This is a genomic window from Bosea sp. (in: a-proteobacteria), assembly GCF_023953965.1.
In the GTDB taxonomy this organism is placed as follows: domain Bacteria; phylum Pseudomonadota; class Alphaproteobacteria; order Rhizobiales; family Beijerinckiaceae; genus Allobosea.
In genome coordinates this window covers 2,058,039-2,084,817 of the sequence record NZ_JAMLIX010000001.1, presented here as the reverse complement: position 1 = coordinate 2,084,817, position 26,779 = coordinate 2,058,039, and the positions used below count along the sequence as shown (strand labels likewise).

Here is a 26,779-nt window from a genome sequence, read left to right as displayed (position 1 = left end):
GATCACTCCCAGGTGTTGCCGAAGCGCGGCTTCTGCGTGCGCTCGCCCTCCGGGAACACGCGCTTGTTGTTGTAGTGCGACTCGCTGTGGCGGATGCCGGCCAGCATGTCGTGGCCCGACCAGTACTGGCGCCCGCAGACCAGGAGCTCCTCGGCCGGGAACTTGGAGATCACCTCGACGCCGGTCTTGGTGACCACCATCTCCTCCTCGATCCGCGCCGCGTGGTGGCTGCCCTTGGCCGGCCAGAACGTCTCCAGCGCGAACACCATGCCCTCCTGGATCACCTCCGGATGGTCGATCGAGACCAGCCGGCTGATCACCGGGCGTTCCCAGATGGCGAGGCCGATGCCGTGGCCATATTGCAGGCCGAAGGCGGCCTCCTCGTTGGGGAAGCCGAACTCCTCGGCCTTCGGCCAGAGCTGCGCCACCTCGCCGGTGGTGACGCCGGGCTTGATCAGGGCGATCGCCTGGTCGAGATAGTCGCGGCAGCGCTTGTAGGCGTCGCTCATCGCCTGCGAGGCGCTGCCCACCGCGAAGGTGCGGTAGTAGCAGGTGCGATAGCCCATATAGCTGTGCAGGATGTCGAAATAGGCCGGGTCGCCGGGGCGAAGAGCGCGATCGGAGAAGACATGCGGGTGCGGGCTGCAGCGCTCGCCCGAGATGGCGTTGACGCCTTCGACATATTCCGAGCCGTTGTCGTAGAGGAACTTGCTGGCGAGGCCGACGAGCTCGTTCTCCCTCACCCCCGGCCGGATCGCCCGGTAGAGTTCCTCATAGGCGAAATCGACCATCGCGGCGGCATGGCTCAGGAGGCTGATCTCGTCGCGGGTCTTGATGACGCGCGCGTCCTGCATCAGCCACTGGCCGTCGACGACCTTGATGCCGCGCGCCTGCAAGGCGAACAGGATCGGCGGCTCGACCAGGTCGATACCGACCGGCTCGTTCTGCAGGCCGTGCTTCTCCAGCTCCCGCACGATCTTGTCGGCGGTGGCCTCGGCGCGGCCCATGTCCGGCGTCATCGCCCCGCGCAGCAGCGGGATGCCCGCCCGCGAGCGCTCGTCCCCGCCCATCCAGGGCGCATAGAGGGAGTGGTGCTTGGCGGCCGAGCCGAAATCCCACAGGATCGGCTCGCCGTTCTGCGGCAGGAGCGTCCAGCGCGAAACCTTGTCCTGCGCCCAGGTGCCGATATGCGTCGAGGTGATGTAGCGGACATTCGTCATGTCGAAGCACAGAAGGGCGCCCATCTCGGACGCCGCGAGCTTCGCCTTGACGCGCGCCAGCCGCTCCTGCCTCAGACGGTCGAAATCGATCCGGCTCTCCCAGTCCACCGCCATCGTGCCATGCGTTGCAATCGCCATGTCAGCTATCCTGTGTTTGCAGCCGCTTCGCCAGAAACTCAGCAATGCGAGCGCTGCCTGTCGGACGACGCATCCCCGAGATTTCCGCTCTGGTCAAAATATTTCCCATCCGCTAATGGTTTAGTCAATAATTAAATTCGGTATCGCGGCATGCCGAACGGGCGAGGCTGCGATCCGCATCGCCCATGAGCGCGCCCCCCGGGGTAGGCGATGCGGCGGCTCATGCCGGATGCGCAGCCGCGAACAAGATGGAAGCCTGAGCAGAGGGAAGACGATGACGAGCGACATCAAGTATTATGGCGACCCCGCCAAGACCCAGGCCTACATCGATATCATGCATACGATGTCGATCTATCAGCTCGGGATCGACAATGCGGATTTCGAGCAGGTCGGCAGGGCCTTCGCCGTCGACGCGACCTTGCAGCTCAGCAACGGCACGCGGGTGTCGGGGTGCGCGAAGATCTGCGATGCGTTCAGACAGCGCCTGGAGAACCGCCTGAAGAACGTCGACCGGGCATCCGTCTTTCAGCGGCACAACCTGACCACGCGGTTCATCGAGGTGACGGGGCCCGATGCCGCCCATTCGGTATCCTACTTCACGGTCTTTTCCGAAATCGGGCTGGACCATGTCGGCCGCTATCTCGATCGGTTTGCGCTGTCCGAGGAGGGGCGCTGGCTGATCGCGTCGCGCGAAATTCACCTCGAATGGATGCACGAAACCTCGCGCTTCCGCGCGAACAAGTCGCAGATCGCGTATTCCTGAGAAAGCCGTATCCCCCGCAACGGTCGAGAGGGCGAAAGCGCCTCTCGCCCTTCGGTGATCGCGCCGCCTTGCCGGGGCGCCGATCCTGCTTTCGCCGCGTCAGGTGATCGGCAGGAAGGACACCGCCACGATCGCCATGGCGATCAGGATCACGATCGACAGGGCCCCCGCCGCGAGAACCTTGCCGCCGGACGCCAGCACGGAGCGCAGGTTGACCGACAGGCCGAGCGCGGCCATCGCGATCAGCGTCAGCTTGTAGGAGACGAGGTTCAGCGGCCCGATGATGGCGTCGGGCAGGAATCCGAAGGACCGGGCCAGCATCAGGACGAGAAATCCGACGATGAACCAGGGCACGAGGACCGACAGCGGCAGGCGGGCGCCGCCCCGGCGTCCGTACCGGATGCCGATCGCGAGGACGACCGGGCCGAGCATCAGCACCCTGACCAGCTTGACGATCGTTCCGATCTGCGCGCTCAGCATGCTGACCGGCACCGTCGCCGCCAGAACCTGCGGCACCGCATAGACGCTCAAGCCCGCGACCACGCCATATTGCCAGTGATCGAGGCCGAGCAGGGGTATGCTGAGAGGCAGGAACAGCACCACCGTGATGCCGAGGACCGCCGTGAAGCCGATCGCGGCCGCGACGTCCTCCGAGCGGGCGTCAATCGCCGGCGCGGCCGCCATGATCGCCGAGTTCCCGCAGATCGAATTGCCGCAGGACACCAGCGTCGCGAGCTTGTCGTCGAGGCCGAGCAGGCGGCCGATGCCGTAGCTGAGAAAGAGCGTGATCGTCACGACGCCGACGACGGTCGCGATCAGGGGCAGGCCGGAGGAGGCGATGGCCGCGGCGCTGATCGTGCCGCCGAGCAGCACGATCGCGACCTCGAGCACGATCTTGGCGGAAAACTTCACGCCGGCGACGAAACGCTTGTCCAAGCCGAAAGCCGTATGAAGCAGGGTGCCGAGGAGGATGGCGACGACGAGGCCATCCAGATAGGCATAGCCGAACAGCCGGACCTCGACCCATTCGAAGCCGGCCGACAACAGGCCGATCGCCGCCGACAGCAGCACCCCGGGGAGAATCCCCTTCGCATAACCCGGTCTCGGCATTGGTTTCTCCCGTCTGTCGGCGGCGGAAATAGGGTGTACCGCTGTACCGATCCATCGAATAATATTGCATGTTCCATTCAGTTGGATTGAACGATGACGCCGGAACAGCTCGCAACCTTCATCGCCGTCGCCGAACGGGAGCACCTGACGAAAGGCGCAGCCGCCGTGAGGCTCACGCCCTCGGCGGCCAGCGCCGCCATCAGGGCCTTGGAGGCGGTCTACAACGTCGATCTTTTCGATCGCGTCGGCCGGCGCATCGAGCTGACCCGCGCGGGGCGGCTGTTCCTGGCCGAGGCCCGGCGGACGCTCGCGGCCGTCAAGGAAGCGGAAGGGTTGCTGAGCGAGCTCGGGGGCCTGCGCACCGGCCATCTCGATATCGAGGCCAGCCAGACGATCGCCAATTACTGGCTCCCGGCGAGGCTGCTGCGCTTCACCGCGCTCTATCCCGGAATCTCCGTGGGCTTCAGGGATGGAAACACGGCCGGTGTCGTGCAGGCGGTGACGTCCGGTCGCGCCGAGCTCGGCTTCATCGAAGGCAGCGTCGACGAGGCGGCCCTGGCCGCACATCCCTTCCGTTCCGACGAGCTCATCATCGTGGTGTCGTCGCGCGCGCCGGGCGTCGGGGCGGTTACGACGCCGGAGCGCCTGCGGGAGCTGCGCTGGATCATGCGGGAGCCGGGCTCGGGCACGAGAACCGAATTCGAAGCCGCCCTGGCTGCGATCGGCATCGATTCCACGACATTACCGGTGGCATTGATCCTGCCGACCAACGAGGCGGTGTTGAGCGCGGTCCGCGGCAGCGCCTGCGCGGCGGCCTTGTCGCGGCTCGTCGTCTCGCCGTTCATCGCCTCCGGCGAGCTCGTCGGGATCGATATCGCGCTCGCGCCGCGCCAGTTCACCATCCTTCGCCACAAGGAACGGCGTCTGTCCGCCGCCGCGTTGGCATTCGAGCGGATTTGCAGGGAACCGGACTAGCGGGACCTCGCCTTCGATGGCGGGCCTCAGATGATCGGCCGCCCGCCGGTCACGGCGATCGTCGCGCCCGAGACATAGCTGGAAAGCGGATCGGCCAGCATCACATAGGCCGTCGCCAGCTCCGCCGGCTGGCCGGGGCGCTTCATAGGCACCTGCTCGCCGAAATGGCTGACGCTTTCGACCGGGAGAGTCGAGGGAATGAGCGGCGTCCAGATCGGTCCCGGCGCGACCGCATTGGCGCGGATGCCCTTGTCCGCGAGCAATTGCGCGAGCCCGCCGGTGAAGTTCTGGATCGCTCCCTTGGTCGCGGCATAGGCGAGCAGGCTGGGGTTCGGCTTGTCCGCATTCACCGAGGCGGTGTTGATGATGCAGGAGCCCGGCTTCATATGGGGAACGGCGGCCTTCGTCAGGTAGAACATCGCATGGATATTCACCGCGAAGGTCAGCTGCCATTCCTCGTCCGAGATCGCGTCGATCGCATCGAAGCTCGCCTGATGCGCGGCGTTGTTGACGAGGATGTCGATGCCGCCGAACTCGTCCACGGCCCGCTGGACGATCGCGCGGCAATGGGCCGGATGCTGGATGTCGCCCGGCACCAGCACCGCCTTCTGCCCGGCCTTGGCGATCCAGCGGGCAGTCTCGGCGGCGTCGTCATCCTCGTCGAGATAGGAGATCAGGAGGTCGGCACCCTCGCGCGCGAAGGCGATGGCGACGGCACGGCCGATGCCGCTGTCGCCACCGGTGATGACGGCGCGCTTGCCCCTCAGCCGGCCCGAGCCGACATAGCTCGATTCGCCATGGTCCGGCCGCGGCGTCATCGCCTCGGTCGATCCCGGCATCGGCTGCTTCTGCTCCGGAAAAGGCGGCTCGAAACGTGCGGTCATCGGGGCTCTCCTGCTGCGTGCGGGTCAGCGCTTCGAGACGGACTCGGCTGAAGTTCGGGAAGGCCGGCCCTCGCGCCGGTCGCCGCTATTCGCCGACGCCGGCCGCGGGCTTGTCGTCCGGTTTCACTGACGGCTTGTCCGCCTCGCCGGTGTCCTTTTCGGAACCGGGATCGATCGAGACCTTCGTGGTCGCCTGTGGTCCCGGGTCGCCCTGTATCGATTTGACACGCTGCTGTTCCTCGGGGCTGAGCTTGTTGCCTTCGCCGTCGCGCATGGCCGCCTCCTGTCTGGATGCCCCTCGCAGTGAACCGGCGCCGCTCCCGCCGGTTCCATCGCCGGCAGGAACCAATGTGCGGCGATGGCTGTTTGCCTCTCGACGAACCGAACCACGGCAACATTGCAGCAGGAAGGACATATGATGACCGACGAGAAGCCCGAGCGGAACGGCAGCACGAACGGCCCGACCGAGCCGAACCAGCGACCGCCGGAAAGGCGCGAGGAGCCTGCGGAGGAGGCCATGAAAGGCCCGGCGGTGATTTCGGAAGCCAATGCCCGGCAGCGTGCCCGCGACGGCCGCCGCCCGCAGCGCGACCGATGAGGGCATGTCGCGGGCAACGCCTCAGGCGCTTTCCTTCGACCAGCGCTGCTTTGCTTCCGCAGCCGGGACGAGCAGCTTGATCGTGTCGCCTTCGATCGCGGCAACCAGCCCGATATCGAGGTAATGATGCGTGCCGCCGGAAGACGGATCGGACTTCTTCAGCCTGAGAAGCGTCCCGGACAGCCCGTCGACCGTGCCGACATGCACGCCATCCGAGCCCACGATCTCCAAACCTTCCCGAACCTGTTCGACGAACATCATGGTGATCTCCCTTGCCGGAGTCGCAACCCGCCGCATCGCCATTCAGTTCCGGGCGATCGAAGCCCGCGATGAACCGGCGGATGGGGTGATCCTTTTCATGTCCCGCGCGTTCCTCTCCGAAGCGAGGACATGCGCCGATGCCGCTCACCGACGAAACCATCCTCCGAACCGCGCGCAACACGGCGAATCTGGCGGAGCTCAACGCGGCCATCGGCCTGAGACCGTGCAACCGCCTCGAACGGAACCGAGGCATGCGCGTTGGCCGAAGATGAGCACGTCGGGGAAAAACATCCGCATCGGGCTGTCGGGCTGGACCTATCCGCCCTGGCGCGGGCATTTCTATCCGAAGGGGCTGGTGCAGAAGCGCGAGCTTGCTTTCGCGGCCGGGCAATTTCCGGCGCTCGAGGTCAACGGCACCTTCTATGGCTTGCAGAAGCCGGAGAGCTTCGCGCGTTGGGCCGAGGCCGTGCCGTCGGATTTCGTCTTCGCGATCAAGGGCTCGCGCTACATCACCCATGTGCTGCGCCTCAGGCAGGTCGAGACGCCGCTGTGCAATTTCCTGGCGTCCGGCCTTCTGCGTCTTGGCCCCAAGCTCGGCCCGCTGCTCTGGCAATTCCCGCCGAGCTTCCGCTTCGATGCCGCACTCATGCAGGATTTCCTCGCATTGCTTCCGAAGGACACGCGCGAAGCGGCCGCGCTCGCCAGCCGGCATGACGCGCATCTCGACGGCAGGGCCTGGGTCGAGACCGATGCCCTGCGCCCGCTCCGGCATGCGGTCGAGATCAGGCACGACAGCTTTCGCGATCCCGCCTTCATCGATCTCCTGCGCCGATACGGCGTTGCGCTCGTCTGTGCCGATACGGCGGACTGGCCGAGGCTGATGGATCTGACCGCGGACTTCGTCTATTGCCGGCTGCACGGGGCCGAGGAACTCTACCGCTCGCGCTATGACGAGGCCTCGCTGGAGCGCTGGGCCGCGCGGATCAGGGCCTGGCATGCGGGGCGGCCGATGCGCGACGGCGATTTCGCGGGCGATCCGGACAGGGCCGCGGATCATCCGCGCGACATCTTCCTGTTCTTCGACAATACCGACAAGCGCCATGCGCCGCAGGATGCTGCAGTCCTGATGCGTATGCTCGGGGTCGTCTGGCAGCGGAACGCGAAGAGCCTCGCGGCATGATCCGAGGTCGGGCTAGCCTGGGGACTGGCGACCGGAGCGCTCGTAGAGCGTGGCTCCCGTCTGCGCATCGACGCCCTGCAGGGTGACGTCGTAACCCCAGAGCGTCCGGATATGACGCAGCGTGGCGTCGCAACTGTCGTTTTCCAGCAGGATGCCGTCATTGATGGTATGCTGCAGGCGCAGATGCCTTTGGCCGAGCAGGTCCACGTCCACGACCTGGATGTCCGCATGGCTCGCGCCGATGTCGTATCTGCGGGCCAGAGCGGACCGGATCTGCTCGTAGCCGCGCTCGTTATGGATCGAGGCGACGCTGTAGAAGCGCTCGCTCGCCGTATCCGACAGCACGAACATCCGCCATTTCCGGATCAGGGCCGGGCTGAGAAACTGGCGGATGAAGGATTCATCGCGGTGATTGGCCCAGGCCTCGAGCAGGATCGCGCGCCAATCGCCGGCTCCCGCGATCTCGGGAAACCAGTCGCGATCCTCCGCCGTGGGCGCGGTCGCGATGCGCTGGATGTCCTGCATCATGTCCAGGCCCAGCGCATAAGGGTTGATGCCGGAGAAGCGAGGATCGTCGAAACCCGGCTGAAGCACGACATTGGCGTGATTGCGCAGGATTTCGAGCATGGCGCCTTCGCCGATCCGACCCTGATCGAACAGCGCGTTCATGATGGTGTAGTGGACGAAGGTCGCGCAGCCCTCGTTCATCACCTGTGTCTGCCGCTGGGGATAGAAATACTGGGCGATGACCCGGACGATCCGCAGGATCTCGCGCTGCCAGGGTTCGAGGATCAGGCTGTTCTTTTCGAGGAAATAGAGCAGGTTCTCCTCGGGCAGGTTGAGCGCCCGCTTCCGCTCGGCGACGCCATCCTCCATCTCGTCGGCCTTGCCGCCCTCCGCCAGGCGCGGGATCGTGCGCCAGAGATCGTTGTAGGAGCGCTCCTCGTAGTCCAGCCGCTCGCGCAGGCCCTCGCGCTGCTTCGCCGAGGACAGCCTCGGCGGGCGGCGGTAGCGGAACACGCCCTGCTCCATCAGCGCATGGGCGGCATCGAGGATGGCTTCCACCGCCTGAACGCCATGCCTTTCCTCGCAGCGGGCGATGAAGCCCTTGGCGAAATCCAGATAGCCCAGGATGGCGCCGGCATCCGTCCATTGCCGGAACAGGTAGTTGTTCTTGAAGAAATGATTGTGCCCGAAGGCGGCATGCGCCGTCACCAGGGCCTGGAGCGCCATGGTGTTCTCTTCCATCAGGTAGACGATGCAGGGATTCGCGTTGATCACGAGCTCATAGGCGAGCCCGCGCCCACCCTTGCGGTAGAGCAGCTCCCGATAGAGGAAATGCTTGCCGAACGACCAGTGCCGGTACATCAGCGGCATGCCGATCGACGAATAGGCGTCGAGCATCTGCTCCGAGGAGATGACCTCCATCTGCACCGGGTAGGTATCGAGCCCGAGCTCCTCCTTCGCCACGGCCTCGATGACGTCATAGGCCCGCGACAGGCTGCGGAAGCTCCAGTCCGAACCGGAGAACAACAGCTCGCGCTGGGACGCATGCTCGGGCATCGGCGCTCCTTTCACTCGCGCTGCGAGGCCGGCTGCCGGGTGAACAGCCGCCGGAAAACAGGGTAGATGTCGGAAGCCCTGGCGATGCGGCTCATGTCGAAGTTCCGCCACCTGTCCTTGACCGTGAGATAGGCACGCCAGAGCGAGGTGCCGTTGTCGGTCGAGCCGAAGATCTCGCTCTCGCGCTCGTCGATGATCTCGACATAGGCGAAATACTGGCAGAGCCGCATGATCTCGCCGTCCATCAGGCTGAGGCAGCGCTCGGAATCCGTCGCCAGGTTGTCGCCGTCCGAGGCCTGGGCGGCGTAGATGTTCCATTCCCGGCTCGGATAGCGCGCGGCGATGACACGCTGCATCTCCTCCAGCGCCGTCGAGACGACGGTGCCGCCGCTCTGCGTGCTGTGGAAGAACGTCTCCTCATCCACCTCCTGCGCCGTGTGGGTGTGGCGGATGAAGACGAGCTCGGTGCGGTCATAGCGCCGCTTCAGGAAAAGATGCAGCAGGACGAAGAAGCGCTTGGCGAGGTCCTTCTCGCGCTGGCCCATCGAGCCCGAGACGTCCATCAGGCAGAACATCACGGCGTTCGCGTTGGGCTGGGGCTGGGGATCGAAGCGGTTGAAGCGGATGTCGACCGGGTCGACGAAGGCGATGACCCGGCGCCGGCGCTCCAGCCGGTCGAGCTCGGCGCGCAGCGCGGCGATGCGCCGGCGATCCGCGGCCCCCGCCGCTTCGAGGCTGGCGATCTCGCGCAGGATCGCCTCGATCTCCTCGCGCTTGGGCCGCCTCAGCGCGATGCGACGGCCATGGCTGTTGCGCATGGTGCGGGCGACGCTGATGTTGGTCGGCGCCCCGCTCACCGAATAGCCGGCCCACCGCGGCTTGAAGGCGAGGATTTCCTTGAGGTTGAGCTTGACCATGTCGGGCAGTTCCAGATCCTCGAAGAACAGGTCGAGCACCTCCTCGCGCGACAATATGAAGCGGAAATCGTCCTCGGAGGCTTGAGAGCCCGGCGAGGAGCCCATGCCGCCGCCCTGCCCCGGTTTCGGCAGCTGGTCGCCCGGTGTGAAACGCTGGTTTCCGGGCAGGACATGCTGGCGGCGGCCACTGTCCTTCGCCTCGCGGAAGCTCGGCTCGCCCGTGCCCGCCGCTGGCATCGCGATGGCGTGTTCGCCATCGACATCGGCAATCTTGCCGGCCCGGATCTGCTCCTGGACGCTGCGCTTCAGTTCCGCCCGCACGCGCCGCAGGAAGCGCTGGCGATTGCCCAGGCTCTTGTCCTTCGGGTTCAGGCGGCGGTCGACGAAGATCGGCATGGCGCGCTCCCGGCCTAAGGTCAGCCCGCCTTGTTCACCCGCATGTACCAGTCCACCAGGCGCCGGACCTGACGCTCGGTATAGCCGCGCTCGACCATGCGCTGCACGAAGCCCTGGTGGCGCTTCTCCGTCACGCTGTCCTGCTTCGAGCCGAAGCTGATGATCGGCAAAAGGTCCTCGACCTGGCCGAACATCCGCTTCTCGATGACCTCGCGCAGCTTTTCATAGCTGGTCCAGGACGGATTGCGGCCGTTGTTCCGGGCCCTCGCGCGCAGTGTGAACTTCACCACCTCGTTGCGGAAGTCCTTGGGATTGGCGATGCCGGCCGGCTTCTCGACCTGGGACAATTCGGTGTCCAGAACCTGCCGGTTGAGGATCTGGCCGGTATCGGGGTCCTTGTAGTCCTGATCCTCGACCCAGGCATCGGCATAGGCGATGTAGCGGTCGAACAGGTTCTGGCCGTATTCGCCATAGGATTCCAGATAGGCCTTCTGGATCTCGTGGCCGATGAACTCGGCATAGCGCGTCGCCAGCTCCGACTTGATGAAGTCGAGATAGGCCGCTTCGGTTTCCTTGGGGAACTGCTCGCGCTTGATCGCGCCTTCGAGAATGTACATCAGGTGCACCGGGTCGGCGGCCAGCTCCTCGGTGTCGTAGTTGAAGGTCTGCGACAGGATCTTGAAGGCGAAGCGCGTGCTGACGCCGGTCATGCCCTCGTCGACGCCGGCCGCGTCGCGATATTCCTGGATCGCCTTCGCCTTGGGCTCGACCTCCTTCAGGTTCTCGCCGTCATAGACGCGCATCTTGGTGTAGAGCGGCGAGTTGTCGAATTCGGCGAGCCGCGTCGAGACCGAGAAGCGGCTCAAGATATCGAGCACCTCGGGCGCGCAGGGACTGTCGGCGAGCTCGCTTTCGCGCAGCAGCTTCTCGTAGATCCGCCGCTCCTCGGTGACGCGCAGGCAATACGGCACCTTGACCACCAGGATGCGGTCGAGAAACGCCTCGTTGTTGCGGTTGTTCTTGAACTGCAGCCATTCCGACTCGTTGGAATGGGCGAGCACGATGCCCTGATAGGGGAAGGCCCCGAAATTCTCGGTGCCGTTGTAGCTGCCCTCCTGGGTCGCGGTCAGCAGCGGGTGCAGCACCTTGATCGGCGCCTTGAACATCTCGACGAATTCGAGCAGCCCCTGCGTCGTCCGGTTCAGGCCGCCGCTATAGGAATAGGCGTCCGGGTCCGACTGGCTGAAATTCTCGAGCTGGCGGATATCGACCTTGCCGACGAGCGTCGAGACGTCCTGGTTGTTCTCGTCGCCCGGCTCGGTCTTGGCGATGCCGATCTGGCGCAGGCGCGAGGGCATCAGCCTGACGACGCTGAACTTGGAGATGTCGCCGGAAAGCTCGTCGAGCCGCTTCGCCGCCCAGGGCGAGATCAGTCCGCTGAGGCGCCGGCGCGCGATCCCGTACTTGTCCTCGAAGAGATCGCCCATGCGGTCGGGCCGGAACAGGCCGAGCGGCGATTCGAACACGGGGCTGATCTCGCCGCCGAGCTTGAGCGTGTAGAAGGGCCGCTCCTCCATCAGCTTCTTCAGCCGTTCGGCGAGCGAGGATTTGCCGCCCCCGACCGGGCCGAGGAGATAGAGGATCTGCTTGCGCTCCTCCAGCCCCTGCGAGGCGTAGCGGAAATAGCCGGCGATCCGCTCGATCGTATCCTCCATGCCGAAGAAATCGGCGAAGGAGGGATAGATCTTGATCGTCCTGTTGGCGAAGATGCGGCCCAGGCGCTCGTCCTGGCTGGTATCGAACAATTTCGCCATCCCGATCGCGTCGACCATGCGCTCCGCGGCGGAGGCATACATCGACTTGTCCTCGCGGCAGGCCAGCAGATATTCCTGCAGGCTCATCTCCTCCTGCGAATAGCTGCGGTAGTCCTCTGAGAATAAGCGGAATACCTCGCTGGCTTTCTCGGTCATGGCAGCACCCCAGCATCCGTCGGCGCCGTCGACGACAGCGCCGAACAATCAACCGATGATGGCCACGCAAGTTCCTTCGCGATGCGTACCCGGCGCCCCGCGCTCAGCTGCGGTATAGGCATCGGCTGCCATGCCGCAGGCCAGGAACACCGTGGCGAACAGGACGAGCCGGCTTGCGAGACGATGGAACTGCGGCTCGCTGCGCCCGCCGATCACCGCACGGCATCACCTCCTATGGCGATTGGCGCAAGGCGATCCCTCGGACAGCGCCAAGGCGCTGAATTGCGCCATCCCGTCAGCCGCGCAGGATGCGGTTGATCTGCTCCGCCCAGGCCCGCGCATCCGCCAGGTCACGAAAGCACGCCATGTCGACGCGGCCACGCGGCAGGCGCAGCCGCAGGACGGGTGTCGGGTCCTCTTCCGCGCTGCCGTGCAGGAAGACCTCGGGCGGCTTGATCTGCGAAAGGGGGAAGCGATCTTTCCGATTGATCACGGGGCCGACCAGATGCCGCTCCGCAAATCCGCTATGGGTGTCCATTCGCAAATCCGTCGCGCTGACCAATCCGATGAATACGAAGAAGCAGCCCAGCGCTGCCGGCAGGACAATGAACAGCATCGCCAACAAGAGCATGGGGGAGAACGTCGTCCAGTCGGCGTGAATGACGAACGGCACGGGAATGCCGATCGTCAGTGCGATGCCGAGGGCGACGATGAAAATCCGCAGCCATAACGAGGGCCGCTCCTCCCGATACATCAGGACGCCGTCATCCATCGCGATCATGCCGCATTCCTACCTGGAGAGGCACCGCGGAGACAGACCCATGCGGCTGTGCCATGCGGGCCGATCGCCGCGACCGTCGCCAGAGGCACGCAGCCGCTCTCCTGCCCGACCCGCGCCGGCTGGCACAGCGCCGTGAGGATCACCGATAAGCCGTTGCTGCCGCTGTGGACGATGCTCGCTCGACGGCGCCTCGCATGATCTTCGCGAAAGCCGCGAGGTTCGGCGGCGTCAGCATGTCCTTGTGGGCCGAGATCACGACCGCGTAGGCGGCCGTGCCGTCCCTCCCCGGCGCGGCGACGGCGACGCCACCGATATCGGGAAACATCTGGCCGATCTCGTAGGAGAACCCGTCGGTCATCGTCCTGGCGATCGAGGCGGCGATCTCCTCGCGGCTCCAGTTGGAATAAAGCGCATAGCGATCGGCGTTGTTGTCGAGGATCGCCTCGCGCGTCCGTTCGTCGAGGGTGGCGAGCATGCTGACGCTGCCCGAGCCGACGCCGAGCGGCAGGCGCCCCCCGGCTCCGCCCGTGACGGTCTGCATCGGGGACGAGCCTGCGAGCATCTCGATGCAGACCACGTCGAGCCCGGCCCGCGCCATCAGATAGGTGCACTGGCCCGACCGGGACGCGACCTCGATCGCGGCGGCGCGGATGTCGGCGAGATCCGTGTCCAGCCGCCTCTGATGCTGCGCCAGCGCGAAGATCGCGGAACCCAGGCGATAGCCACGGCCTTGCGCGGGCATCTCCACGAAGCCCGAGCGCGCGAGCGCCACCAGCGCGCGGTGGACGGCCGAGCGGTTCTCACCGGTCCTCTCCGTCAGATCGCGCAGTTGCATTCCCTCCTTCCCGGCCGGCCCGAGCAGCAGCAGGATTTGCGCGGCGCGCTCGACATTCGACGAGCTTTCGCCCCCCAAGCCGGCTTCCTTTGGTGATCTCATTCCGAATTTCTCCTACTGAATTGTATATTGTCCGATTATCGGAAAAAGAAAAGCTATTTATGTTCGATAGTCGGATTTTTGTTGTTCACCTGTGATCGCCATGCCATCGTCCGTTTCCTGAGAAATGCGGCGGCAGGCAACCGTCGCGCCGGTCAGCCGGCGTCGCTGGACAGGCAGCGGAGGAGCGGCGGCTCGACCGAAGGCCGGAGGAAGCATCACCGGGTTTGCTCATGGGTTTCGACCGGCTTCGCCGTCAGCGGCGCAAGGCATTCGCGTGCAAATGAAAAAGGGGATCAGACGATGACCGATGACGTCGCAGGTAAGACCACGCTTTCACGCCGAAACATGCTCCAGCTCGGCGCCGGTGCGCTGGGCGCGGCCTCGGGCCTGGCGCCGTTCGCCGTCGGCGCGCAGGCGCCGGCGCTGAAGACCGTCAAGCCGGGCGTGCTCACCGCCGCCTGCACGGGCGACATGCCGCTGACCTCGCTCCGCGACGGCAAGCCGATCGGCACCGACCTCGAGATGCTCGGCCGCATCGCGGAGCGGCTCGGCCTGAAGCTGGAAGTCCAGATCGTCGCCTTCCCGGCGGTGGTGGAGGCGGTGCAGTCCGGCCGGGCCGACTGGTTCGGCGGCAACTTCGCCTGGACGCCGCCGCGCAGCCAGATCATGCTGCTGACGGACGCCGTGTTCTACACCTCGAAATTCGCGATCATGCGCCAGTCCGAACCCTACAAGGATTCGGTCAGCGTCGCCGATTTCGCCGGCCGCACCATCGGCTCCGGCGTCGGCTACGCCTTCGTCCCCGACATGAAGAAGGTGACCGCCGCCAAGGAGGTCAAGCTCTACGACGGCATCGATTCCTGCATGCGCGACATCATCGCCGGGCGGCTGGATTTCGCCGTGCTCGACGCGCCGGTGATCGACTACATGATCCAGCAGAACGCGCTCGCGCTGAAGCAGGTGCCGATCGTCTATGACGAGGCTTTTCCGCTGCTCACGCGCAAGAACAACGCGATCTGGGCGATGTACGGCCAGAACCCCGACCTTTACGACGCGGTGAACGCCGGCGTCGCCTGGCTGTGGAAGACCGGCCAGATCAAGGAGATCCTCGGCAAGTACGGCATCACGAGCCCGGCCTATCTCGAGCCGGTGCAGCCGAGCCCGCGGCTCACCATCGATCGCGACGCCTCCGGCGCGACGATCGGACCGTTCGCCCACAAGGCGCGCGACTTCAGCAGCATCTTCGGCTGACCATGGCAGCGACGGCTTCGGCGCAGCCACCCGCCGAACGCGTGCGGATCGAGGCTCTGACCAAGAGCTTCGGTCCGCTCCAGGTGCTCAAGGGTATCGACCTCACGGTGAAGCCGGGCCAGAAGCTGTGCCTGATCGGGCCCAGCGGTTCCGGCAAGACGACGCTTCTGCGCTGCATCAACTATATCGAGGTGCCGACCAGCGGCCGGATCCTGATCGACGGCGCCGCGATCGGCCAGGTCGACGGACCTACCGGCCCGCTGCCGATGCCGGTAAGGCAGCTCGCCCGGATGCGCTCGGAAATCGGCATGGTCTTCCAGCGCTTCAATCTCTTCCCTCACCTGACGGCGCTCGAGAACGTCATGATCGGACCGCTCAAGGTCCTGGGGCGGGCACCGGCCGAGGCCCGCGACCACGCCGTGCAACTGCTCGAGCGCGTCGGCATGCTGGACAAGCGCGACCAGTATCCCGATCGGCTGTCAGGCGGCCAGCAGCAGCGGGTCGCGATCGCGCGCGCGCTGGCGATGAAGCCGAAGCTCATGCTCTTCGACGAGGCCACCTCGGCGCTCGATCCCGAACTGGTCGGCGAAGTGCTCGCGGTGATGCGCCGGCTCGCCGAGGACGGCATGACCATGGTGATCGTGACCCACGAGATGCGCTTTGCCGAGAGCGTGGCGGACGAGGTCGTGTTCATGGCCGACGGCGCCATCGTCGAGCAGGGCTCGTCGCGCAGGATCTTCCGCGAGCCTCAGAACGCCCGCACGCGCGACTTCCTCCGTGCCGTGCTCGAGCACTGAGCGATGACCGGCGCAGGCATGCTTTCAGCCTTGTCCGACTGGCCGCGCTTCCTGGCGGTTCTGGCCGAGGGAGCGGTCACGACCGTCGTGCTGACGCTGGCCTCCAGCCTCGCCGCCTTCGTCCTGGGGGCCCTCATCGCCCTGATGCGCGATGCGCGCTTCTTCGCTCCGCGCTGGTTTGCGCTGGCCTTTCTCGAGGTGTTCCGCAACGTCCCGGTGCTGACGCAGCTCTTCATCCTCTATTTCGGCCTGTCGAGGCTCGGCATTCAGCTTCCGGCGACGGTCGCCGTCATCCTTGGCTTCGGGCTCAACGGCGCGGCGGTCTGCTCCGAGATTTTCCGCGGCAGCATCGCGGCGGTCGATCGGGGGCAGCGCGAGGCGGCGCAGGCCATCGGCATGACCGACGGGCGGATCATGCTCTCGATCATCGCGCCGCAGGCGATCCGCATCGCGCTTCCCGCGCTCGGCAATTTCTGCATCGGCCTGCTGAAACACACCTCGCTCGCCTCGGCCGCGGCCGCGCCGGAACTCGCCTATCGCGCCAAGCTTCTGGTCAGCGAGACCTTCCGGAGCACGGAGATCTACTGCCTGACGGCGCTGATCTACTTCCTGCTCAGCCTGACGCTGGCGCGCCTCTTCATGCGCATGGAGAGGCGTTTCGACCCGCTGGCGAGGGCGGCATGATCTCGCTCTGGCTGACCATCTATCCGCAATTGCTGTCCGCGGCCTGGGCGACCGTGCAGCTGGCCGCCCTGTCGCTGGTGCTGGGGTTGAGCTGGGGCCTCGTCGTCGCGCTGGCGCGCCGCAGCCGCAGCCCCGCCTTGCAGCGCGCGGCCGGGTTTTACGTCCAGGTCTTTCGCGGGACGCCGGCGCTGATCCAGCTTTTCCTGATCTATTTCGGCCTGGCGGAGTTCGGCGTGAAGCTGAGCTCGTTCCAGGCCGCCGTGCTGGGCCTCGGCCTGAACACCGCCGCCTATATGGCGGAGATCTATCGTGCCGGCATCGAAGCGATCTCCCGCGGCCAGACCGAGGCGGCGATGGCGATCGGGATGAGACCGTTGCAGGCGATGCGCTGGATCGTCCTGCCGCAGGCCATTCGCGTCGTGCTGCCGCCGATCGGCAACGTGATGATCAACCTGCTCAAGGACACTTCCGTGGCATCGCTGATCGCAGCCCCGGACCTGATGCTGCGCGCCCAGGATCTCAGCGCCGAATATTTCCGGCCTCTGGAGATCTACATCATGGTCGGCGTCGTCTACTTCCTGATGTGCTTTCCGCTCTCGCTCCTGCTGCGACGCTTCGAACGCCGCGGCGCCCGGGCCGGTTGATCGCGACCATCCCGCCTTCCGCATTCCGACATCCGAGGACAGCCATGCTGAAACGAACAGTCCCTGAGGGTGAGCCGGAGATCATCACCGCGGACGTCGTCGTCATCGGCTCCGGATCGGCCGGCATGGCCGCCGCCCTCACCGCTGCCAAGGGCGGCGCCACCGTCATCGTCCTGGAGAAGTCGCATCTGCTCGGCGGCACCAGCGCGATGTCGGGAGCCGGCACATGGGTTCCCGGCAATCACCTGATGCTGGCCGAAGGCATCGCCGACAGTCCGGAGGAGACGCTGGCCTATCTGCGCGCCTGCGCGCCGGAGGGATGGCAGGCCACCGAGGACAAGCTCTGGCAGGCCTTCGCCGAGAACTCGGGTGCGATGCTCGCATTCGTCGAGGCCAATACGCCGCTCGAATTCGCGATCACCCATGAGGCGGACCCGTTCGCCGAGTATCCGGGAGGCAAGCGCGGCGGCCGGACGATCTCTCCGAAGCTCCTCAGCCGAAACATCCTGGGCCCCTACAAGCGCAAGCTGCGCGGCTCGACGCTGCCGCACATCTTCACCTATCAGGAGCTCGCCCACGACATCCAACGCCGCTTCTTCAAGACCGTGTTCAGGATGGCGCCGGTCCTGGCCTGGCGCTGGCTGACCAACCGGCGCGGCCAGGGCTCGGCCTTGATGGCCGGCCTGATCCGCGGCGCGCTCGACGCAGGCTGCCGCCTCGAGCTCGAGGCGGTGGGGCGGCGGCTCCTGACCGATGAGGACGGGGTGCGCATCACCGGGGTGGAGGTCGAGCAGCGCGGCACCCTGCGCCGCTACATGGCGCGGCGCGCGGTCGTTCTGGCGACGGGCGGCTTCGAATGGGACGAGGAGATGCGCAAAGAGCATTTCCCCGGCCCGGTCGACTATATCGGCAGCCCGCGGACCAATACGGGAGACGGCCAGCGCATGGCGGCGGCGGTCGGCGCCGAGCTCGCTCATATGGACCAGGCCAATATGACGTCGCTGGTGCCGACCTTCTATGAAGGGCGGCTGCACGGGATTCCGCTGCAGTTCCACACCGTTCCCAACGCGATCCTGGTGAACCGCGACGGGAAGCGCTTCGTCAGCGAATTCCGCTTCAATCTGGGCGAGATCATCGACGAGCGCGACGCGGCCGGCCAGCCCGTCAACCTGCCCGTCTGGCTGATCAGCGACGGCCGCTTCTTCGGCAAATCGGGCCTGCTGCGCTGGTTTGCGATGCTCGATCGCAAATGGGTGACGAAGGCAGCGAGCATCCGCGAACTGGCGCGGCGCCTGAAACTGCCGGAGGATGCGCTCGACGAGACCGTGACGCGCTACAACGGCTTCGCCGCCGCGGGCCGCGACGACGACTTCAAGCGCGGCCAGACCCCGCTCGAGGCCGAGCGCGCGGCGGTGAGCGGGCTGATGGAGCCGATCGTCAAGCCGCCCTTCATCGCGATCCCGTTCAACCGCTCCTTCCTCGGCACCAAGGGCGGGGCACGCACCAACGAAGCCGGCCAGGTGCTGCGGGCGGACGGCAGCATCATCGCCGGCCTCTATTGCGCCGGCATCGCGATGGCGAGCCCGTTCGGAACCCGCGCGGTCGGCTCCGGCACGACGATCGGCCCCAACATGACCTGGGGCTACATCTGCGCCAACCACATCCTGCGCCAGAACGCGTGAGGCGACGATGAAGACGACGCCGCTGTGGTGGGACGATGCCGCGCCGGTCCCGGCGCCGGCCCCCGTGCCGGAGCGCTGCGACGTTGCGGTGATCGGCAGCGGTTACTGCGGGCTGACGGCGGCCCGCGCGCTCGCGGCCGCCGGCCGCCGCGTCGTCGTGCTCGAAACCGGCGATCCCGGCTTCGGCGCGAGCTCGCGCAACAGCGGCCATGTCGGCGGCGCGCCGAAGCTGCCGCTCGATCTCGACCAGCGCTTCGGCGCGGAGGGGGCCGCGCGGCTGCGCCGGGAATGGAAGGAGGCGACCGCCTTCTTCCACGCGCTCATCGCCGGTCTCGACGTCGATTACGTCCGCTCCGGCCGCTTCGTCGCCGCGCATACGCCGGCGGCCTACCAAGGACTGTTGCACAAGGCCGAGGCGTATCGACGCGACTTCAACATGAAGGTGCGGGAGGTTTCCCGCGCCGAACAGCGCGCCGAGCTCGGCACCGATGCCTATCACGGCGGCATCGTGTTGCAGGATGCCGGCTCGCTTCATCCGGCCAAGCTCCACGCCGCGTTGCGGAAGCTGGCGGAGGCGGCCGGGGCGACCCTGTGCGGGCAGGCGCATGTTTCGCACATCGAGAGAGCCCGCGACGGCTGGCGGCTGACGACGGCGCGGGGCCCGCTCCATGCCGCCGAGCTCGTCGCGGCCGTCAACGGCTATGCCGGGCCGGAATTGCCGGCGATCCGGCGTGGCGTCATCCCCGTGACGCCGTTCATGATCGCGACCGAGGAACTGCCCCCGGAGGTGATCGCCGACATCCTGCCGACCAATATGAACGGCGGCGACACCAAGCGCCTCCTCTACGCCTTCAGGCGCGATCCCGCCGGCAGGCGGATCATATTCACCGGTCGTCCCGGCGGAAACGGCCTGGACGAGCGCGCCGCCGCGCCGGCCCTGCACCGCATGCTTTGCGGGCTCTGGCCGGCATTGGCCCCCTATCGCGTCTCGCACTCATGGAAGGGCTTTATCGGCTTTACCTTCGACTACATGCCGGCAATGGGCGAGCGCGGCGGCATTCACTTCGCCGCGGGCTGCCAGGGCGCGGGCGTCGTCGTGATGACCTATCTCGGCCATCTGATCGCGCAGAAGCTGCTCGGCCGCCTGTCGCAGCCGAGCGCCTTCGCATTGGCGCCGTTTCCGCTGCGCCCGTTCCATCGTGGCAATCCGTGGTTCCTGCCGATCGTCGAGAGCGTCTACCGCTTTCTGGATCGGCGCGAGTGGCCGGGCCCCGGGGCCGATTGAAGAAAACCGGACCGGCGAGAAAGGGCAGGCGCCAAGTGGGTTTCGGCTTCGGTTATGCCGCAGCCGGGATCGGCCGGGCGTTGAAGCAAGCCTGATCGGGCATTTGCCGGGCCAGCCCCTGATCAGGTCTTCGGCAGCTGTAAGAGGCGGGAAGCGTCGTCGGACACGGCGTTTTTCCGGAGGGGCGCTGAAGAGTTCCGAAGGCTATCCGTCGGCCTCGTTGTCGAGCGAGAGCGCGATCAGCTCCTGCGCATAGGGGTTGGTCGCACGGCCCGCGCGCAACGCGGTCTCGTCCAGCGTCTCGACGATCTCGCCGTTCCGCATGACGGCGAGGCGCTCGCACAGATGCGCCACCACGGCGAGGTTGTGGCTGACCAGGATCAGGGTCAGGCGCCGCGCGGCGCGCAGGTCGGCGAGCAGGTTCAGCACCTCCGCCTGCACGGTCGCGTCCAGCGCGCTGGTCGGCTCGTCGAGCAGCAGCACCGAAGGCCCGGCGATCAGCGCGCGCGCCACCGCGACGCGCTGGCGCTGGCCGCCCGACAATTGGTGCGGATAGCGAAACCGCACGCTCAGCGGCAGGGCCACCTCCTCCAGCGCGCGCGCGATGCGCTGCTCCGCATCCGCGATGCCCTGGACGAGAAGCGGCTCGGCGAGGATGCGGTTGACGGTCTGGCGCGGATGCAGCGATCCGTAGGGGTCCTGGAACACCATCTGCGCGGTGCGGCGGAAGGCGGCATCGCGCTTGCGGGGGGCAAGCGGGCGCCCGGCGACCGACATCGTGCCGGTCCAATCGGTGACGAGACCGGCTATGGCGCGCAGCACGGTCGATTTGCCGGAGCCGGATTCGCCGACGAGGCCGAAGCTCTCACCCTCCGCGACATGGAAGGACACGCCGCGAACGGCGTGGACCGCGCCGAAGCGCACATGCAGGTCCCGGATATCGATCATGCCTGCTCGAGCCAGCTGGGATCGCGCGACATCACGGACAGCCGCGGCCGCGCCTCTCTCAGGCGGGGCAGGCAATCGATCAGCCCGCGCGTGTAGGGATGCCGCGCGGCCCTGAGCTCGGCCGCCGGCAATTCCTCCATCACCTGCCCGGCATACATCACCGCGATCCGGTCGCAGAAGCGCGAGACCAGCGGCAGGTCGTGGCTGATCAGCACGAGGCCCATGCCACGCTCGGAAACGAGGCGGTCGATCAGCCTCAGGATCTCCGCCTGCACCGAGGTGTCGAGCGCGCTGGTCGGCTCGTCGGCGATGAGCAGGTCGGGGCCCGGTGCCAGCATCATCGCGATCATCACCCGCTGCCCCATGCCGCCGGAGAGCTCGTGCGGATAGGCATCCATCACCCGCGCCGGATCGCGGATCAGCACCTGGTCCAGGAGGTCGAGCGCGGCTTCACGGGCCTCCCGCTTCCCGCCGCCGCGATGGATGCGCCACGCCTCGGCGATCTGCGCTCCCGCCGTCAGGAGCGGGTTCAGCGAGAATTTCGGATCCTGCATGATGAGCCCGATGCGCGCGCCGCGCAGCCGCCGCATGGCCTGCGGGCTGGCGCTCAGGATATCGGTGTCGCCCATGCACAGCACCTCGGCGCGCACGCGCGCGGCCGGCGGCAGCAGGCGCATCAGCGCGCGTCCCGTGACGGATTTCCCGGAGCCGCTCTCGCCGACCACGCCGAGCTTCTCGCGGCCGATCGAGAGGGAGACGCCGCGCACAGCCGCCTGCCACCCGGTCGAGGTCGGGAAATCGACACGCAGGTCGCGGATCTCGGCGAGCACCGTCATCGCTGTTTCGGGTCCAGCACGTCGCGCAGGCCATCGCCGAGCAGGTTGAAGGCGAGGCTCGCCAGGAACACCGCGATACCCGGAATCAGCGGCACCCACCACTGCTCCAGGATGAAGCGCCGCGACGTCGCGATCATCGTGCCCCATTCCGGCAGCGGCGGCTGGGCGCCGAGCCCGAGGAAACCGAGCCCGGCCGCCACCAGGATGAAGGAGGACATGTCGAGCGTCACCCGCACGATCACGCTGGGCACCGCGATCGGCGTCACGTGGCGCAGCACGGTGCGCGTGGCGGAGGCGCCGGCAAGGCGCACCGCGCAGATGAAATCGGCATTGCGCACGGCAAGCGTCTCGGCGCGGGCGAGCCGGGCATAGGCCGGCCATCCGGTCAGCGCGATGGCGATGACGGCGCTCTCCACGCCGGGTTTCAGCGCCGCGACGAAGGCGAGCGCCAGGATCAGCCGCGGAAAGGCGAGGAAGATGTCGGTCACGCGCATCAGCAGCCGATCGAGGCCGCCGCCGGCATAGCCCGCGGTGCAGCCGATCAGGAGCCCGATCGGCGCCACGAGCAGCATGACGGCGACCACCATCCCCAGCGTGATCCGGGCGCCGAACACCAGCCTGGACCACAGGTCGCGCCCGAGCTCGTCCGTGCCCAGCCAATGCGCGGCGCTGGGGCGGGCGAGCCGCAGCCCCAGATTCTGCTGATCGGGATCGTGCGTCGCGAGCCAGGGCGCTAGCAGCGCCATCAGCAGCAGCAGGACCACCACGATGAGGCCGGCCATGGCCAGCCGGTTGCGGCGAAAGGCGAGCCACGCCTGGTAACGCTGGCCCCACGCCGCCTGCCTGGACGAGGCGGGCGCATCGGAGAGCAGCCAGGCCTTGGAAAAGGACTTGCTCATCGCGTGCGCGGGTCCAGCAGGCGGTAGGACGCGTCGGCCATGAGGTTGAGCCCGACATAGATCAGCCCGATGACCAGGGTCGCGCCGAGGACTGCGTTCATGTCGGCGTTCAGGAGCGACATCGTCAGATATTGTCCGAGGCCGGGCCAGGCGAAGATGATCTCGGTCAGCACCGCGCCCTCCAGCAGGCCGGCATAGGTGAGCGCGAGCACGGTGACGAGGGGCACGGCGATGTTGCGGAAGGTGTGGTGCCAGATGATCGCGGCCTCGGAGCATCCCTTGGCGCGTGCGGTGGTCACATATTCGGATTGCAGCTCCGCCAGCATGAAAGCCCGCGTCATGCGCGCGATATAGGCGAGCGAATAGGCCGCGAGCAGGCCGGCGGGCTGCGCGAGATGGGCGAGCGCGTCGCGCAGCGCCGGCCAGTCGCCCGCGAGCGCCGCGTCGATGGTCAGCATGCCGGTCCTGACCGGGACCATGCCCTGGAAGTACAGCCCCTGCCGCCCCGGCCCCGGCGCGATGTCGAGCCAGGCATAGAAGATCAGGAGCGAGGCGAGCCCCAGCACGAAGACCGGCAGGCTGTGGCCGACGAGGCAGAAGATGCGCACCGCCTGATCGAGCCAGCTTCCCTGCCGCACCGCCGCCGCCACGCCGAGCGGGACGCCGATCGCCACGGCGAGCAGGACCGCGACCGTCGCGAGCTCGAAGGTCGCCGGGAAGAAACGGGCGATGTCCGTCGTGACCAGGTTCGAAGTGGTCGTCGAATAGCCGAGATCGCCCCGCAGCAACTGGCCAAGATAGTGCAGGAACTGCTCGTACAGGGGGCGATCGAGGCCCATTTCCAGGCGCATCCGCGCCACCAGCTCCTGCGGTGCCCGGTCGCCGACGATGGCGAGCACCGGATCGACCGGCATCACCCGCCCGATCAGGAAGGTCACCAGGGTCAGGCCCAACAGCGTGATCGGGATCGTCGCGGCGCTGGCGAGGAGGGCGCGGACCCGGCTCGTCATCGGCTCGCGGCGGCAGCGGACCCGTCGAGGTCCTGCACGGTGCCCAGCAGCGGCGGTCTGGTCCGGCGCAGCCGCCGCCCCTCGCGCTCGACCGCGCGCATCACCCGGATGAAGTTGCCGCCCGCAAGCCCCGCCAGATGCTCCTCGGACCAGCCGCGGCGCAACAGCTCCGCGAAGAGATGGGGAAAGCGGCTGACGTTCATCAGTTCGGGCGGCTTGGTCGGCACGCCGAAATAGTCGGACCCGATCCCAAGGCGCCTCGCGCCGATGCGGTTGGCGAGATATTCGATGTGGTCGGCGACCTGCGTCAGGGCGGCCTGCGGGCGGGGGCCGTGCACCTTCTCCCAGGCTTCGATCGCGGCGAGCCAGCCTCCGCCGATGCTGCGCAGATGCGCCTCTCGCAGCGGCTTCATCCAGGTCCGCACCGGTTCGCTGACGAAATCGGGGACGAAGGTGGCCATGACCAGGCCCTCCCTGCCCTTGAGCCGGTCCAGCACGTCGTCGGGCACATTGCGGGGATGGGCGCACAACGTCCGCGCGTTCGAGTGGGAAAACACGATCGGCGCCGTCGAGGTATCGAGCACATGGTGCATCACCTCAGCCGAGACATGGGCGCAGTCGACGATCATGCCGAGGCGGTTCAGTTCCCGCACGACGGCGCGGCCGAAGGCGCTCAGGCCGCCGCTGCGGGCCGCGTCGGTCGCGCTGTCGACCCAGTCCAGGCTGCCGTTGTGGCACAGCGTCACCAGCCTCACGCCCGCAGCCTGCCAGACGCGCAGCGGCGCCAGGCTGTTCTCCAGGCCGACGCCGCCCTCCACCGCGATGATGGAGGCGATCTTGCCGAGCCGGTGAGCGCGCGCGATATCGGCGGCTTTCCGCGCCGGCAGGAACACGTCCGGATGCGCCTGCTCGATGCGCAGGATGAGGTCGATCTGCTCGAGCGCGACCTTTGCCGGCTGCGGCATGTCGGTCGGGACATAGGCCGCCCAGACCTGCGCGGCGACCCGTCCTTCGCGCAGACGCGGGATATCGGTGTCGCCCTCGGGATGGACGCGGGTGAGGTCGTAGCGCAGCACGTCGCCGCGCGCCTCCTCGTCCAGCCGGATGACCCAGGCGAGGTCGTTGTGCCCGTCCAGCAGCGGCACCCGTTCGAGCAGGGATATCGCCCGCTTCAGGAAAGCGTCTGCGCCGGATGCAGCCATCGTGCGGGCCCCGCCCCTCCGGCCCCCCTGGAGGCCCCCGGATGATATGCCTCCCATAGTGCAGGCCGTTCCGCAAGCGGGTCACGCCCTGCGCGATCTTTTTCCCGGCTGCCCTTGCGACACCGCCGCGGATATGCAGTGCTGAGCGGCAAGACGCTTCGCGTGCAGACCCCCGATACAACCCGCCGCGACGGCATGAACCGCCCGGCCTTTTGAGGATGCGCCACGATGTCTCTCAGTCGCCGTAGCTTCATTGCCGCCCCGCTCGCCATTCCCGCCGTCGCGCGCTTTGGCGCGGCACAGGCGCAGACGCCCCGTGACGTGGTGGTGTTCGCGCGCCATATCGGCGACATCCTCAGCCTCGATCCGGCCGAGGCCTATGAATTCTCGAGCAACGAGGTCTGCACCAACTGCTACCGCAAGCTCGTGCGCCCCTATGGGGCGACGATCCGCGGCGATCTGGCGGAGAGCTGGGAGGTCAGCCCGGACAGGTTGCGGTTCACCTTCAAGCTGCGCCCGGGACAGGTCTTCGACGGCGGCGCGCCGGTCACGGCGGACGACGTGGCGTTCTCGCTGCAGCGGGCCGTGATCCTGGGCAAGCCGCCGAGCTTCATCCTGACGCAGTTCGGCTTCGACAAGAGCAACGCCGCCAGCCGTATTCGTGCCACCGACCCCGGGACCGTCACGATCGAGCTGACGGATGCGCGGGCGACCAGTTTCGTGCTCTATTGCCTGTCTGCGAACGTCGCGAGCATCCTCGAGAAAAAGCGCGTGCTCGCGAACGAGCGCGACGGGGACCTCGGCAATCAGTGGCTGAAGGGGCATAGCGCCGGGGCGGGGCCGTTTCGCCTCATCGGCTACAACGCCAACGAGCAGGTGACCCTCGAGGCGAACCCGAACCACGCCACCCCGGTGCAGTTGCGGCGCATCCTGATCCGCCATGTCCCGGACAGCTCCGTGCAATTCCTCATGTTGCAGCGCGGCGACGCCGATATCGCGCGCGACATCGACGCCGACCGGATCAAGACGCTGCGCAACGACGCCAACTTCAACCTGGTGTCCTCCGGCCAGGGCACGCAGATGTACATCTCGATGAACACATCCGTGCCCGAGCTCTCGAAGCCGCAGGTGCACGAGGCGGTGAAATGGGCGATCGACTATGACGGGATCGCCGAGAACGTGACGCCGGGCACCTGGAGCGTGCACCAGGCTTTCCTGCCGGCGGGCATGCCGGGCTCGATCGCGGACCGTCCCTATCGCCGCGACGTCGCCCGCGCGAAGCAGCTCCTGGCCGAGGCCGGCTACCCCGATGGCTTCGCCATCGAGGTCGACCACTACGGCAGCCCACCCTTCTTCGACGTGGCGCAGGCGCTGCAGCGCAACCTGGCGGATGTCGGGATCCGGGCATCGCTTCTGTCGGCGGACCCCCGGCAGGTTCTGACCAAGTCCCGTCAGCGCACCTCGAAAATGGCGCTGCTGCGCTGGAGCACCGACTACTTCGATCCGAACTCCAATGCGCAGTATTTCTGCGAGAACGACGATAACTCCGAGAACAACCAGTTGCGCGTCATGGCCTGGCGCAGCCACTGGATCGATCCTGAGCTGACCGCCGCCGTTCGCCAGGCCGCGCGGGAAGCCGACGATGCCAAGCGCATCGCGATCTATGAGGACATGCAGCGCCAGCACTTCAAGCGGGGACCGACGTCCTTCCTGCTTCAGCGCAACGAGGTCGCGGTGCTGCGCCGCGGGGTGACGGGCCTGCAGCTCGGGCTGACGGCGGACTACACGCGCTACGAGGCGATCCAGAAATCCTGACGGGCGGCCTGCCCCGTTCCATCGAAGGGGTTC

General features: G+C 67.0%; 28 protein-coding genes. 12 read left to right on the top strand and 16 right to left on the bottom strand.

Annotation, left to right across the window (positions count from 1 at the left end; genetic code table 11):
* Nucleotides 1-2: 2 nt before the first annotated feature.
* The gene (locus tag M9917_RS09605) at nt 3-1,358 is read right to left on the bottom strand and encodes a M24 family metallopeptidase (RefSeq protein WP_297253106.1); all 1,356 of its coding nucleotides are present in this window, start codon (nt 1,356-1,358) and stop codon (nt 3-5) included.
* A 274-nt stretch (nt 1,359-1,632) separates the two neighbouring features.
* On the opposite strand from M9917_RS09605, the gene M9917_RS09600 reads away from it, so the two are divergent.
* Nucleotides 1,633-2,121, top strand: coding sequence for a nuclear transport factor 2 family protein (locus M9917_RS09600; RefSeq protein ID WP_297253105.1), 489 nt, complete (start codon nt 1,633-1,635; stop codon nt 2,119-2,121).
* 99 nt (nt 2,122-2,220) lie between these two features.
* On the opposite strand, the gene M9917_RS09595 is transcribed toward M9917_RS09600, so the two are convergent.
* Complete coding sequence (locus tag M9917_RS09595) at nt 2,221-3,231, bottom strand: YeiH family protein (protein ID WP_297253103.1); 1,011 nt, start codon at nt 3,229-3,231, stop codon at nt 2,221-2,223.
* A 93-nt stretch (nt 3,232-3,324) separates the two neighbouring features.
* Here M9917_RS09595 and M9917_RS09590 point away from each other — a divergent pair, with 93 nt between their 5' ends.
* Nucleotides 3,325-4,206, top strand: coding sequence for a LysR family transcriptional regulator (locus M9917_RS09590; RefSeq protein ID WP_297253101.1), 882 nt, complete (start codon nt 3,325-3,327; stop codon nt 4,204-4,206).
* A gap of 26 nt (nt 4,207-4,232) precedes the next feature.
* On the opposite strand, the gene M9917_RS09585 is transcribed toward M9917_RS09590, so the two are convergent.
* The gene (locus tag M9917_RS09585; RefSeq protein WP_297253098.1) at nt 4,233-5,090 is read right to left on the bottom strand and encodes an SDR family oxidoreductase; all 858 of its coding nucleotides are present in this window, start codon (nt 5,088-5,090) and stop codon (nt 4,233-4,235) included.
* 85 nt (nt 5,091-5,175) lie between these two features.
* A complete protein-coding gene (locus M9917_RS09580) occupies nt 5,176-5,364 on the bottom strand; it encodes a hypothetical protein (RefSeq protein WP_297253096.1) in 189 nt (62 codons plus the stop codon).
* Nucleotides 5,365-5,508: 144 nt separating this feature from the next.
* Between M9917_RS09580 and M9917_RS09575 the strand changes: the two genes are divergently transcribed.
* A complete protein-coding gene (locus M9917_RS09575; protein ID WP_297253094.1) occupies nt 5,509-5,688 on the top strand; it encodes a hypothetical protein in 180 nt (59 codons plus the stop codon).
* 21 nt (nt 5,689-5,709) lie between these two features.
* Here M9917_RS09575 and M9917_RS09570 read toward each other — a convergent pair whose 3' ends face one another.
* The gene (locus M9917_RS09570) at nt 5,710-5,949 is read right to left on the bottom strand and encodes a DUF2171 domain-containing protein (RefSeq protein WP_297253093.1); all 240 of its coding nucleotides are present in this window, start codon (nt 5,947-5,949) and stop codon (nt 5,710-5,712) included.
* Between the two features lie 137 nt (nt 5,950-6,086).
* Between M9917_RS09570 and M9917_RS09565 the strand changes: the two genes are divergently transcribed.
* Nucleotides 6,087-6,221, top strand: a complete 135-nt coding sequence (locus M9917_RS09565; protein ID WP_297253091.1) for a hypothetical protein — start codon at nt 6,087-6,089, stop codon at nt 6,219-6,221.
* Nucleotides 6,218-7,129 (top strand): DUF72 domain-containing protein, encoded by a 912-nt coding sequence (locus tag M9917_RS09560; RefSeq protein WP_297253089.1) that lies wholly within the window; start codon nt 6,218-6,220, stop codon nt 7,127-7,129. The genes M9917_RS09565 and M9917_RS09560 overlap by 4 nt, the downstream gene beginning before the upstream one ends.
* A 12-nt stretch (nt 7,130-7,141) precedes the next feature.
* On the opposite strand, the gene M9917_RS09555 is transcribed toward M9917_RS09560, so the two are convergent.
* The 6 genes from M9917_RS09555 to M9917_RS09530 form a co-directional block, all read right to left on the bottom strand.
* Nucleotides 7,142-8,692 carry a SpoVR family protein gene (locus M9917_RS09555; RefSeq protein WP_297253087.1) on the bottom strand — a complete coding sequence of 517 codons (1,551 nt, stop codon included), beginning with the start codon at nt 8,690-8,692 and terminating at the stop codon, nt 7,142-7,144.
* Between the two features lie 11 nt (nt 8,693-8,703).
* Nucleotides 8,704-10,005 (bottom strand): YeaH/YhbH family protein, encoded by a 1,302-nt coding sequence (locus M9917_RS09550; RefSeq protein ID WP_297253086.1) that lies wholly within the window; start codon nt 10,003-10,005, stop codon nt 8,704-8,706.
* A gap of 20 nt (nt 10,006-10,025) precedes the next feature.
* A complete protein-coding gene (locus M9917_RS09545) occupies nt 10,026-11,975 on the bottom strand; it encodes a PrkA family serine protein kinase (RefSeq protein WP_297253084.1) in 1,950 nt (649 codons plus the stop codon).
* Nucleotides 11,976-12,023: 48 nt separating this feature from the next.
* Nucleotides 12,024-12,191, bottom strand: coding sequence for a hypothetical protein (locus tag M9917_RS09540; protein ID WP_297253082.1), 168 nt, complete (start codon nt 12,189-12,191; stop codon nt 12,024-12,026).
* A gap of 79 nt (nt 12,192-12,270) precedes the next feature.
* Nucleotides 12,271-12,756: a hypothetical protein gene (locus tag M9917_RS09535; protein WP_297253080.1), complete on the bottom strand. Its 486-nt coding sequence runs from the start codon at nt 12,754-12,756 to the stop codon at nt 12,271-12,273.
* A 139-nt stretch (nt 12,757-12,895) separates the two neighbouring features.
* Entirely contained in the window at nt 12,896-13,693 is a 798-nt protein-coding gene (locus tag M9917_RS09530) for an IclR family transcriptional regulator (protein WP_297253078.1), read from the bottom strand.
* Nucleotides 13,694-13,993: 300 nt separating this feature from the next.
* On the opposite strand from M9917_RS09530, the gene M9917_RS09525 reads away from it, so the two are divergent.
* The 6 genes from M9917_RS09525 to M9917_RS09500 are packed head-to-tail and all read left to right on the top strand — an operon-like array spanning nt 13,994 to nt 20,036.
* Nucleotides 13,994-14,944 (top strand): ABC transporter substrate-binding protein, encoded by a 951-nt coding sequence (locus M9917_RS09525; RefSeq protein WP_297253076.1) that lies wholly within the window; start codon nt 13,994-13,996, stop codon nt 14,942-14,944.
* A gap of 2 nt (nt 14,945-14,946) precedes the next feature.
* Entirely contained in the window at nt 14,947-15,741 is a 795-nt protein-coding gene (locus tag M9917_RS09520) for an amino acid ABC transporter ATP-binding protein (RefSeq protein WP_297253074.1), read from the top strand.
* A 3-nt stretch (nt 15,742-15,744) separates the two neighbouring features.
* Nucleotides 15,745-16,425 (top strand): amino acid ABC transporter permease, encoded by a 681-nt coding sequence (locus M9917_RS09515; protein WP_297253071.1) that lies wholly within the window; start codon nt 15,745-15,747, stop codon nt 16,423-16,425.
* Nucleotides 16,422-17,069, top strand: coding sequence for an amino acid ABC transporter permease (locus M9917_RS09510; RefSeq protein WP_297253069.1), 648 nt, complete (start codon nt 16,422-16,424; stop codon nt 17,067-17,069). Before M9917_RS09515 ends, M9917_RS09510 begins: the two co-directional genes overlap by 4 nt.
* A 44-nt stretch (nt 17,070-17,113) precedes the next feature.
* Nucleotides 17,114-18,751, top strand: coding sequence for an FAD-dependent oxidoreductase (locus M9917_RS09505; RefSeq protein ID WP_297253067.1), 1,638 nt, complete (start codon nt 17,114-17,116; stop codon nt 18,749-18,751).
* A 7-nt stretch (nt 18,752-18,758) separates the two neighbouring features.
* Nucleotides 18,759-20,036 carry an NAD(P)/FAD-dependent oxidoreductase gene (locus M9917_RS09500; protein ID WP_297253065.1) on the top strand — a complete coding sequence of 426 codons (1,278 nt, stop codon included), beginning with the start codon at nt 18,759-18,761 and terminating at the stop codon, nt 20,034-20,036.
* Nucleotides 20,037-20,240: 204 nt separating this feature from the next.
* On the opposite strand, the gene M9917_RS09495 is transcribed toward M9917_RS09500, so the two are convergent.
* The 5 genes from M9917_RS09495 to M9917_RS09475 are packed head-to-tail and all read right to left on the bottom strand — an operon-like array spanning nt 20,241 to nt 24,931.
* Nucleotides 20,241-20,984: an ABC transporter ATP-binding protein gene (locus M9917_RS09495; RefSeq protein WP_297253063.1), complete on the bottom strand. Its 744-nt coding sequence runs from the start codon at nt 20,982-20,984 to the stop codon at nt 20,241-20,243.
* Nucleotides 20,981-21,814, bottom strand: coding sequence for an ABC transporter ATP-binding protein (locus M9917_RS09490; protein WP_297254810.1), 834 nt, complete (start codon nt 21,812-21,814; stop codon nt 20,981-20,983). The genes M9917_RS09495 and M9917_RS09490 overlap by 4 nt, the downstream gene beginning before the upstream one ends.
* A gap of 2 nt (nt 21,815-21,816) precedes the next feature.
* Complete coding sequence (locus M9917_RS09485) at nt 21,817-22,719, bottom strand: ABC transporter permease (protein WP_297253061.1); 903 nt, start codon at nt 22,717-22,719, stop codon at nt 21,817-21,819.
* Entirely contained in the window at nt 22,716-23,729 is a 1,014-nt protein-coding gene (locus tag M9917_RS09480; RefSeq protein ID WP_297253059.1) for an ABC transporter permease, read from the bottom strand. Before M9917_RS09480 ends, M9917_RS09485 begins: the two co-directional genes overlap by 4 nt.
* Nucleotides 23,726-24,931 (bottom strand): dipeptidase, encoded by a 1,206-nt coding sequence (locus M9917_RS09475; protein WP_297253057.1) that lies wholly within the window; start codon nt 24,929-24,931, stop codon nt 23,726-23,728. Before M9917_RS09475 ends, M9917_RS09480 begins: the two co-directional genes overlap by 4 nt.
* Nucleotides 24,932-25,159: 228 nt before the next feature.
* Between M9917_RS09475 and M9917_RS09470 the strand changes: the two genes are divergently transcribed.
* Nucleotides 25,160-26,746, top strand: a complete 1,587-nt coding sequence (locus M9917_RS09470; RefSeq protein ID WP_297253055.1) for an ABC transporter substrate-binding protein — start codon at nt 25,160-25,162, stop codon at nt 26,744-26,746.
* Nucleotides 26,747-26,779: the final 33 nt, after the last annotated feature.

Bases quoted from the DNA above. Each gene is read 5' to 3' on its own strand.
- M9917_RS09605 (WP_297253106.1), bottom strand. From the start codon at position 1,358: ATGGCGATTGCAACGCATGGCACGATGGCGGTGGACTGGGAGAGCCGG.
- M9917_RS09600 (WP_297253105.1), top strand. From the start codon at position 1,633: ATGACGAGCGACATCAAGTATTATGGCGACCCCGCCAAGACCCAGGCC.
- M9917_RS09595 (WP_297253103.1), bottom strand. From the start codon at position 3,231: ATGCCGAGACCGGGTTATGCGAAGGGGATTCTCCCCGGGGTGCTGCTG.
- M9917_RS09590 (WP_297253101.1), top strand. From the start codon at position 3,325: ATGACGCCGGAACAGCTCGCAACCTTCATCGCCGTCGCCGAACGGGAG.
- M9917_RS09585 (WP_297253098.1), bottom strand. From the start codon at position 5,090: ATGACCGCACGTTTCGAGCCGCCTTTTCCGGAGCAGAAGCAGCCGATG.
- M9917_RS09580 (WP_297253096.1), bottom strand. From the start codon at position 5,364: ATGCGCGACGGCGAAGGCAACAAGCTCAGCCCCGAGGAACAGCAGCGT.
- M9917_RS09575 (WP_297253094.1), top strand. From the start codon at position 5,509: ATGACCGACGAGAAGCCCGAGCGGAACGGCAGCACGAACGGCCCGACC.
- M9917_RS09570 (WP_297253093.1), bottom strand. From the start codon at position 5,949: ATGATGTTCGTCGAACAGGTTCGGGAAGGTTTGGAGATCGTGGGCTCG.
- M9917_RS09565 (WP_297253091.1), top strand. From the start codon at position 6,087: ATGCCGCTCACCGACGAAACCATCCTCCGAACCGCGCGCAACACGGCG.
- M9917_RS09560 (WP_297253089.1), top strand. From the start codon at position 6,218: ATGAGCACGTCGGGGAAAAACATCCGCATCGGGCTGTCGGGCTGGACC.
- M9917_RS09555 (WP_297253087.1), bottom strand. From the start codon at position 8,692: ATGCCCGAGCATGCGTCCCAGCGCGAGCTGTTGTTCTCCGGTTCGGAC.
- M9917_RS09550 (WP_297253086.1), bottom strand. From the start codon at position 10,005: ATGCCGATCTTCGTCGACCGCCGCCTGAACCCGAAGGACAAGAGCCTG.
- M9917_RS09545 (WP_297253084.1), bottom strand. From the start codon at position 11,975: ATGACCGAGAAAGCCAGCGAGGTATTCCGCTTATTCTCAGAGGACTAC.
- M9917_RS09535 (WP_297253080.1), bottom strand. From the start codon at position 12,756: ATGATCGCGATGGATGACGGCGTCCTGATGTATCGGGAGGAGCGGCCC.
- M9917_RS09530 (WP_297253078.1), bottom strand. From the start codon at position 13,693: ATGAGATCACCAAAGGAAGCCGGCTTGGGGGGCGAAAGCTCGTCGAAT.
- M9917_RS09525 (WP_297253076.1), top strand. From the start codon at position 13,994: ATGACCGATGACGTCGCAGGTAAGACCACGCTTTCACGCCGAAACATG.
- M9917_RS09520 (WP_297253074.1), top strand. From the start codon at position 14,947: ATGGCAGCGACGGCTTCGGCGCAGCCACCCGCCGAACGCGTGCGGATC.
- M9917_RS09515 (WP_297253071.1), top strand. From the start codon at position 15,745: ATGACCGGCGCAGGCATGCTTTCAGCCTTGTCCGACTGGCCGCGCTTC.
- M9917_RS09510 (WP_297253069.1), top strand. From the start codon at position 16,422: ATGATCTCGCTCTGGCTGACCATCTATCCGCAATTGCTGTCCGCGGCC.
- M9917_RS09505 (WP_297253067.1), top strand. From the start codon at position 17,114: ATGCTGAAACGAACAGTCCCTGAGGGTGAGCCGGAGATCATCACCGCG.
- M9917_RS09500 (WP_297253065.1), top strand. From the start codon at position 18,759: ATGAAGACGACGCCGCTGTGGTGGGACGATGCCGCGCCGGTCCCGGCG.
- M9917_RS09495 (WP_297253063.1), bottom strand. From the start codon at position 20,984: ATGATCGATATCCGGGACCTGCATGTGCGCTTCGGCGCGGTCCACGCC.
- M9917_RS09485 (WP_297253061.1), bottom strand. From the start codon at position 22,719: ATGAGCAAGTCCTTTTCCAAGGCCTGGCTGCTCTCCGATGCGCCCGCC.
- M9917_RS09480 (WP_297253059.1), bottom strand. From the start codon at position 23,729: ATGACGAGCCGGGTCCGCGCCCTCCTCGCCAGCGCCGCGACGATCCCG.
- M9917_RS09475 (WP_297253057.1), bottom strand. From the start codon at position 24,931: ATGGCTGCATCCGGCGCAGACGCTTTCCTGAAGCGGGCGATATCCCTG.
- M9917_RS09470 (WP_297253055.1), top strand. From the start codon at position 25,160: ATGTCTCTCAGTCGCCGTAGCTTCATTGCCGCCCCGCTCGCCATTCCC.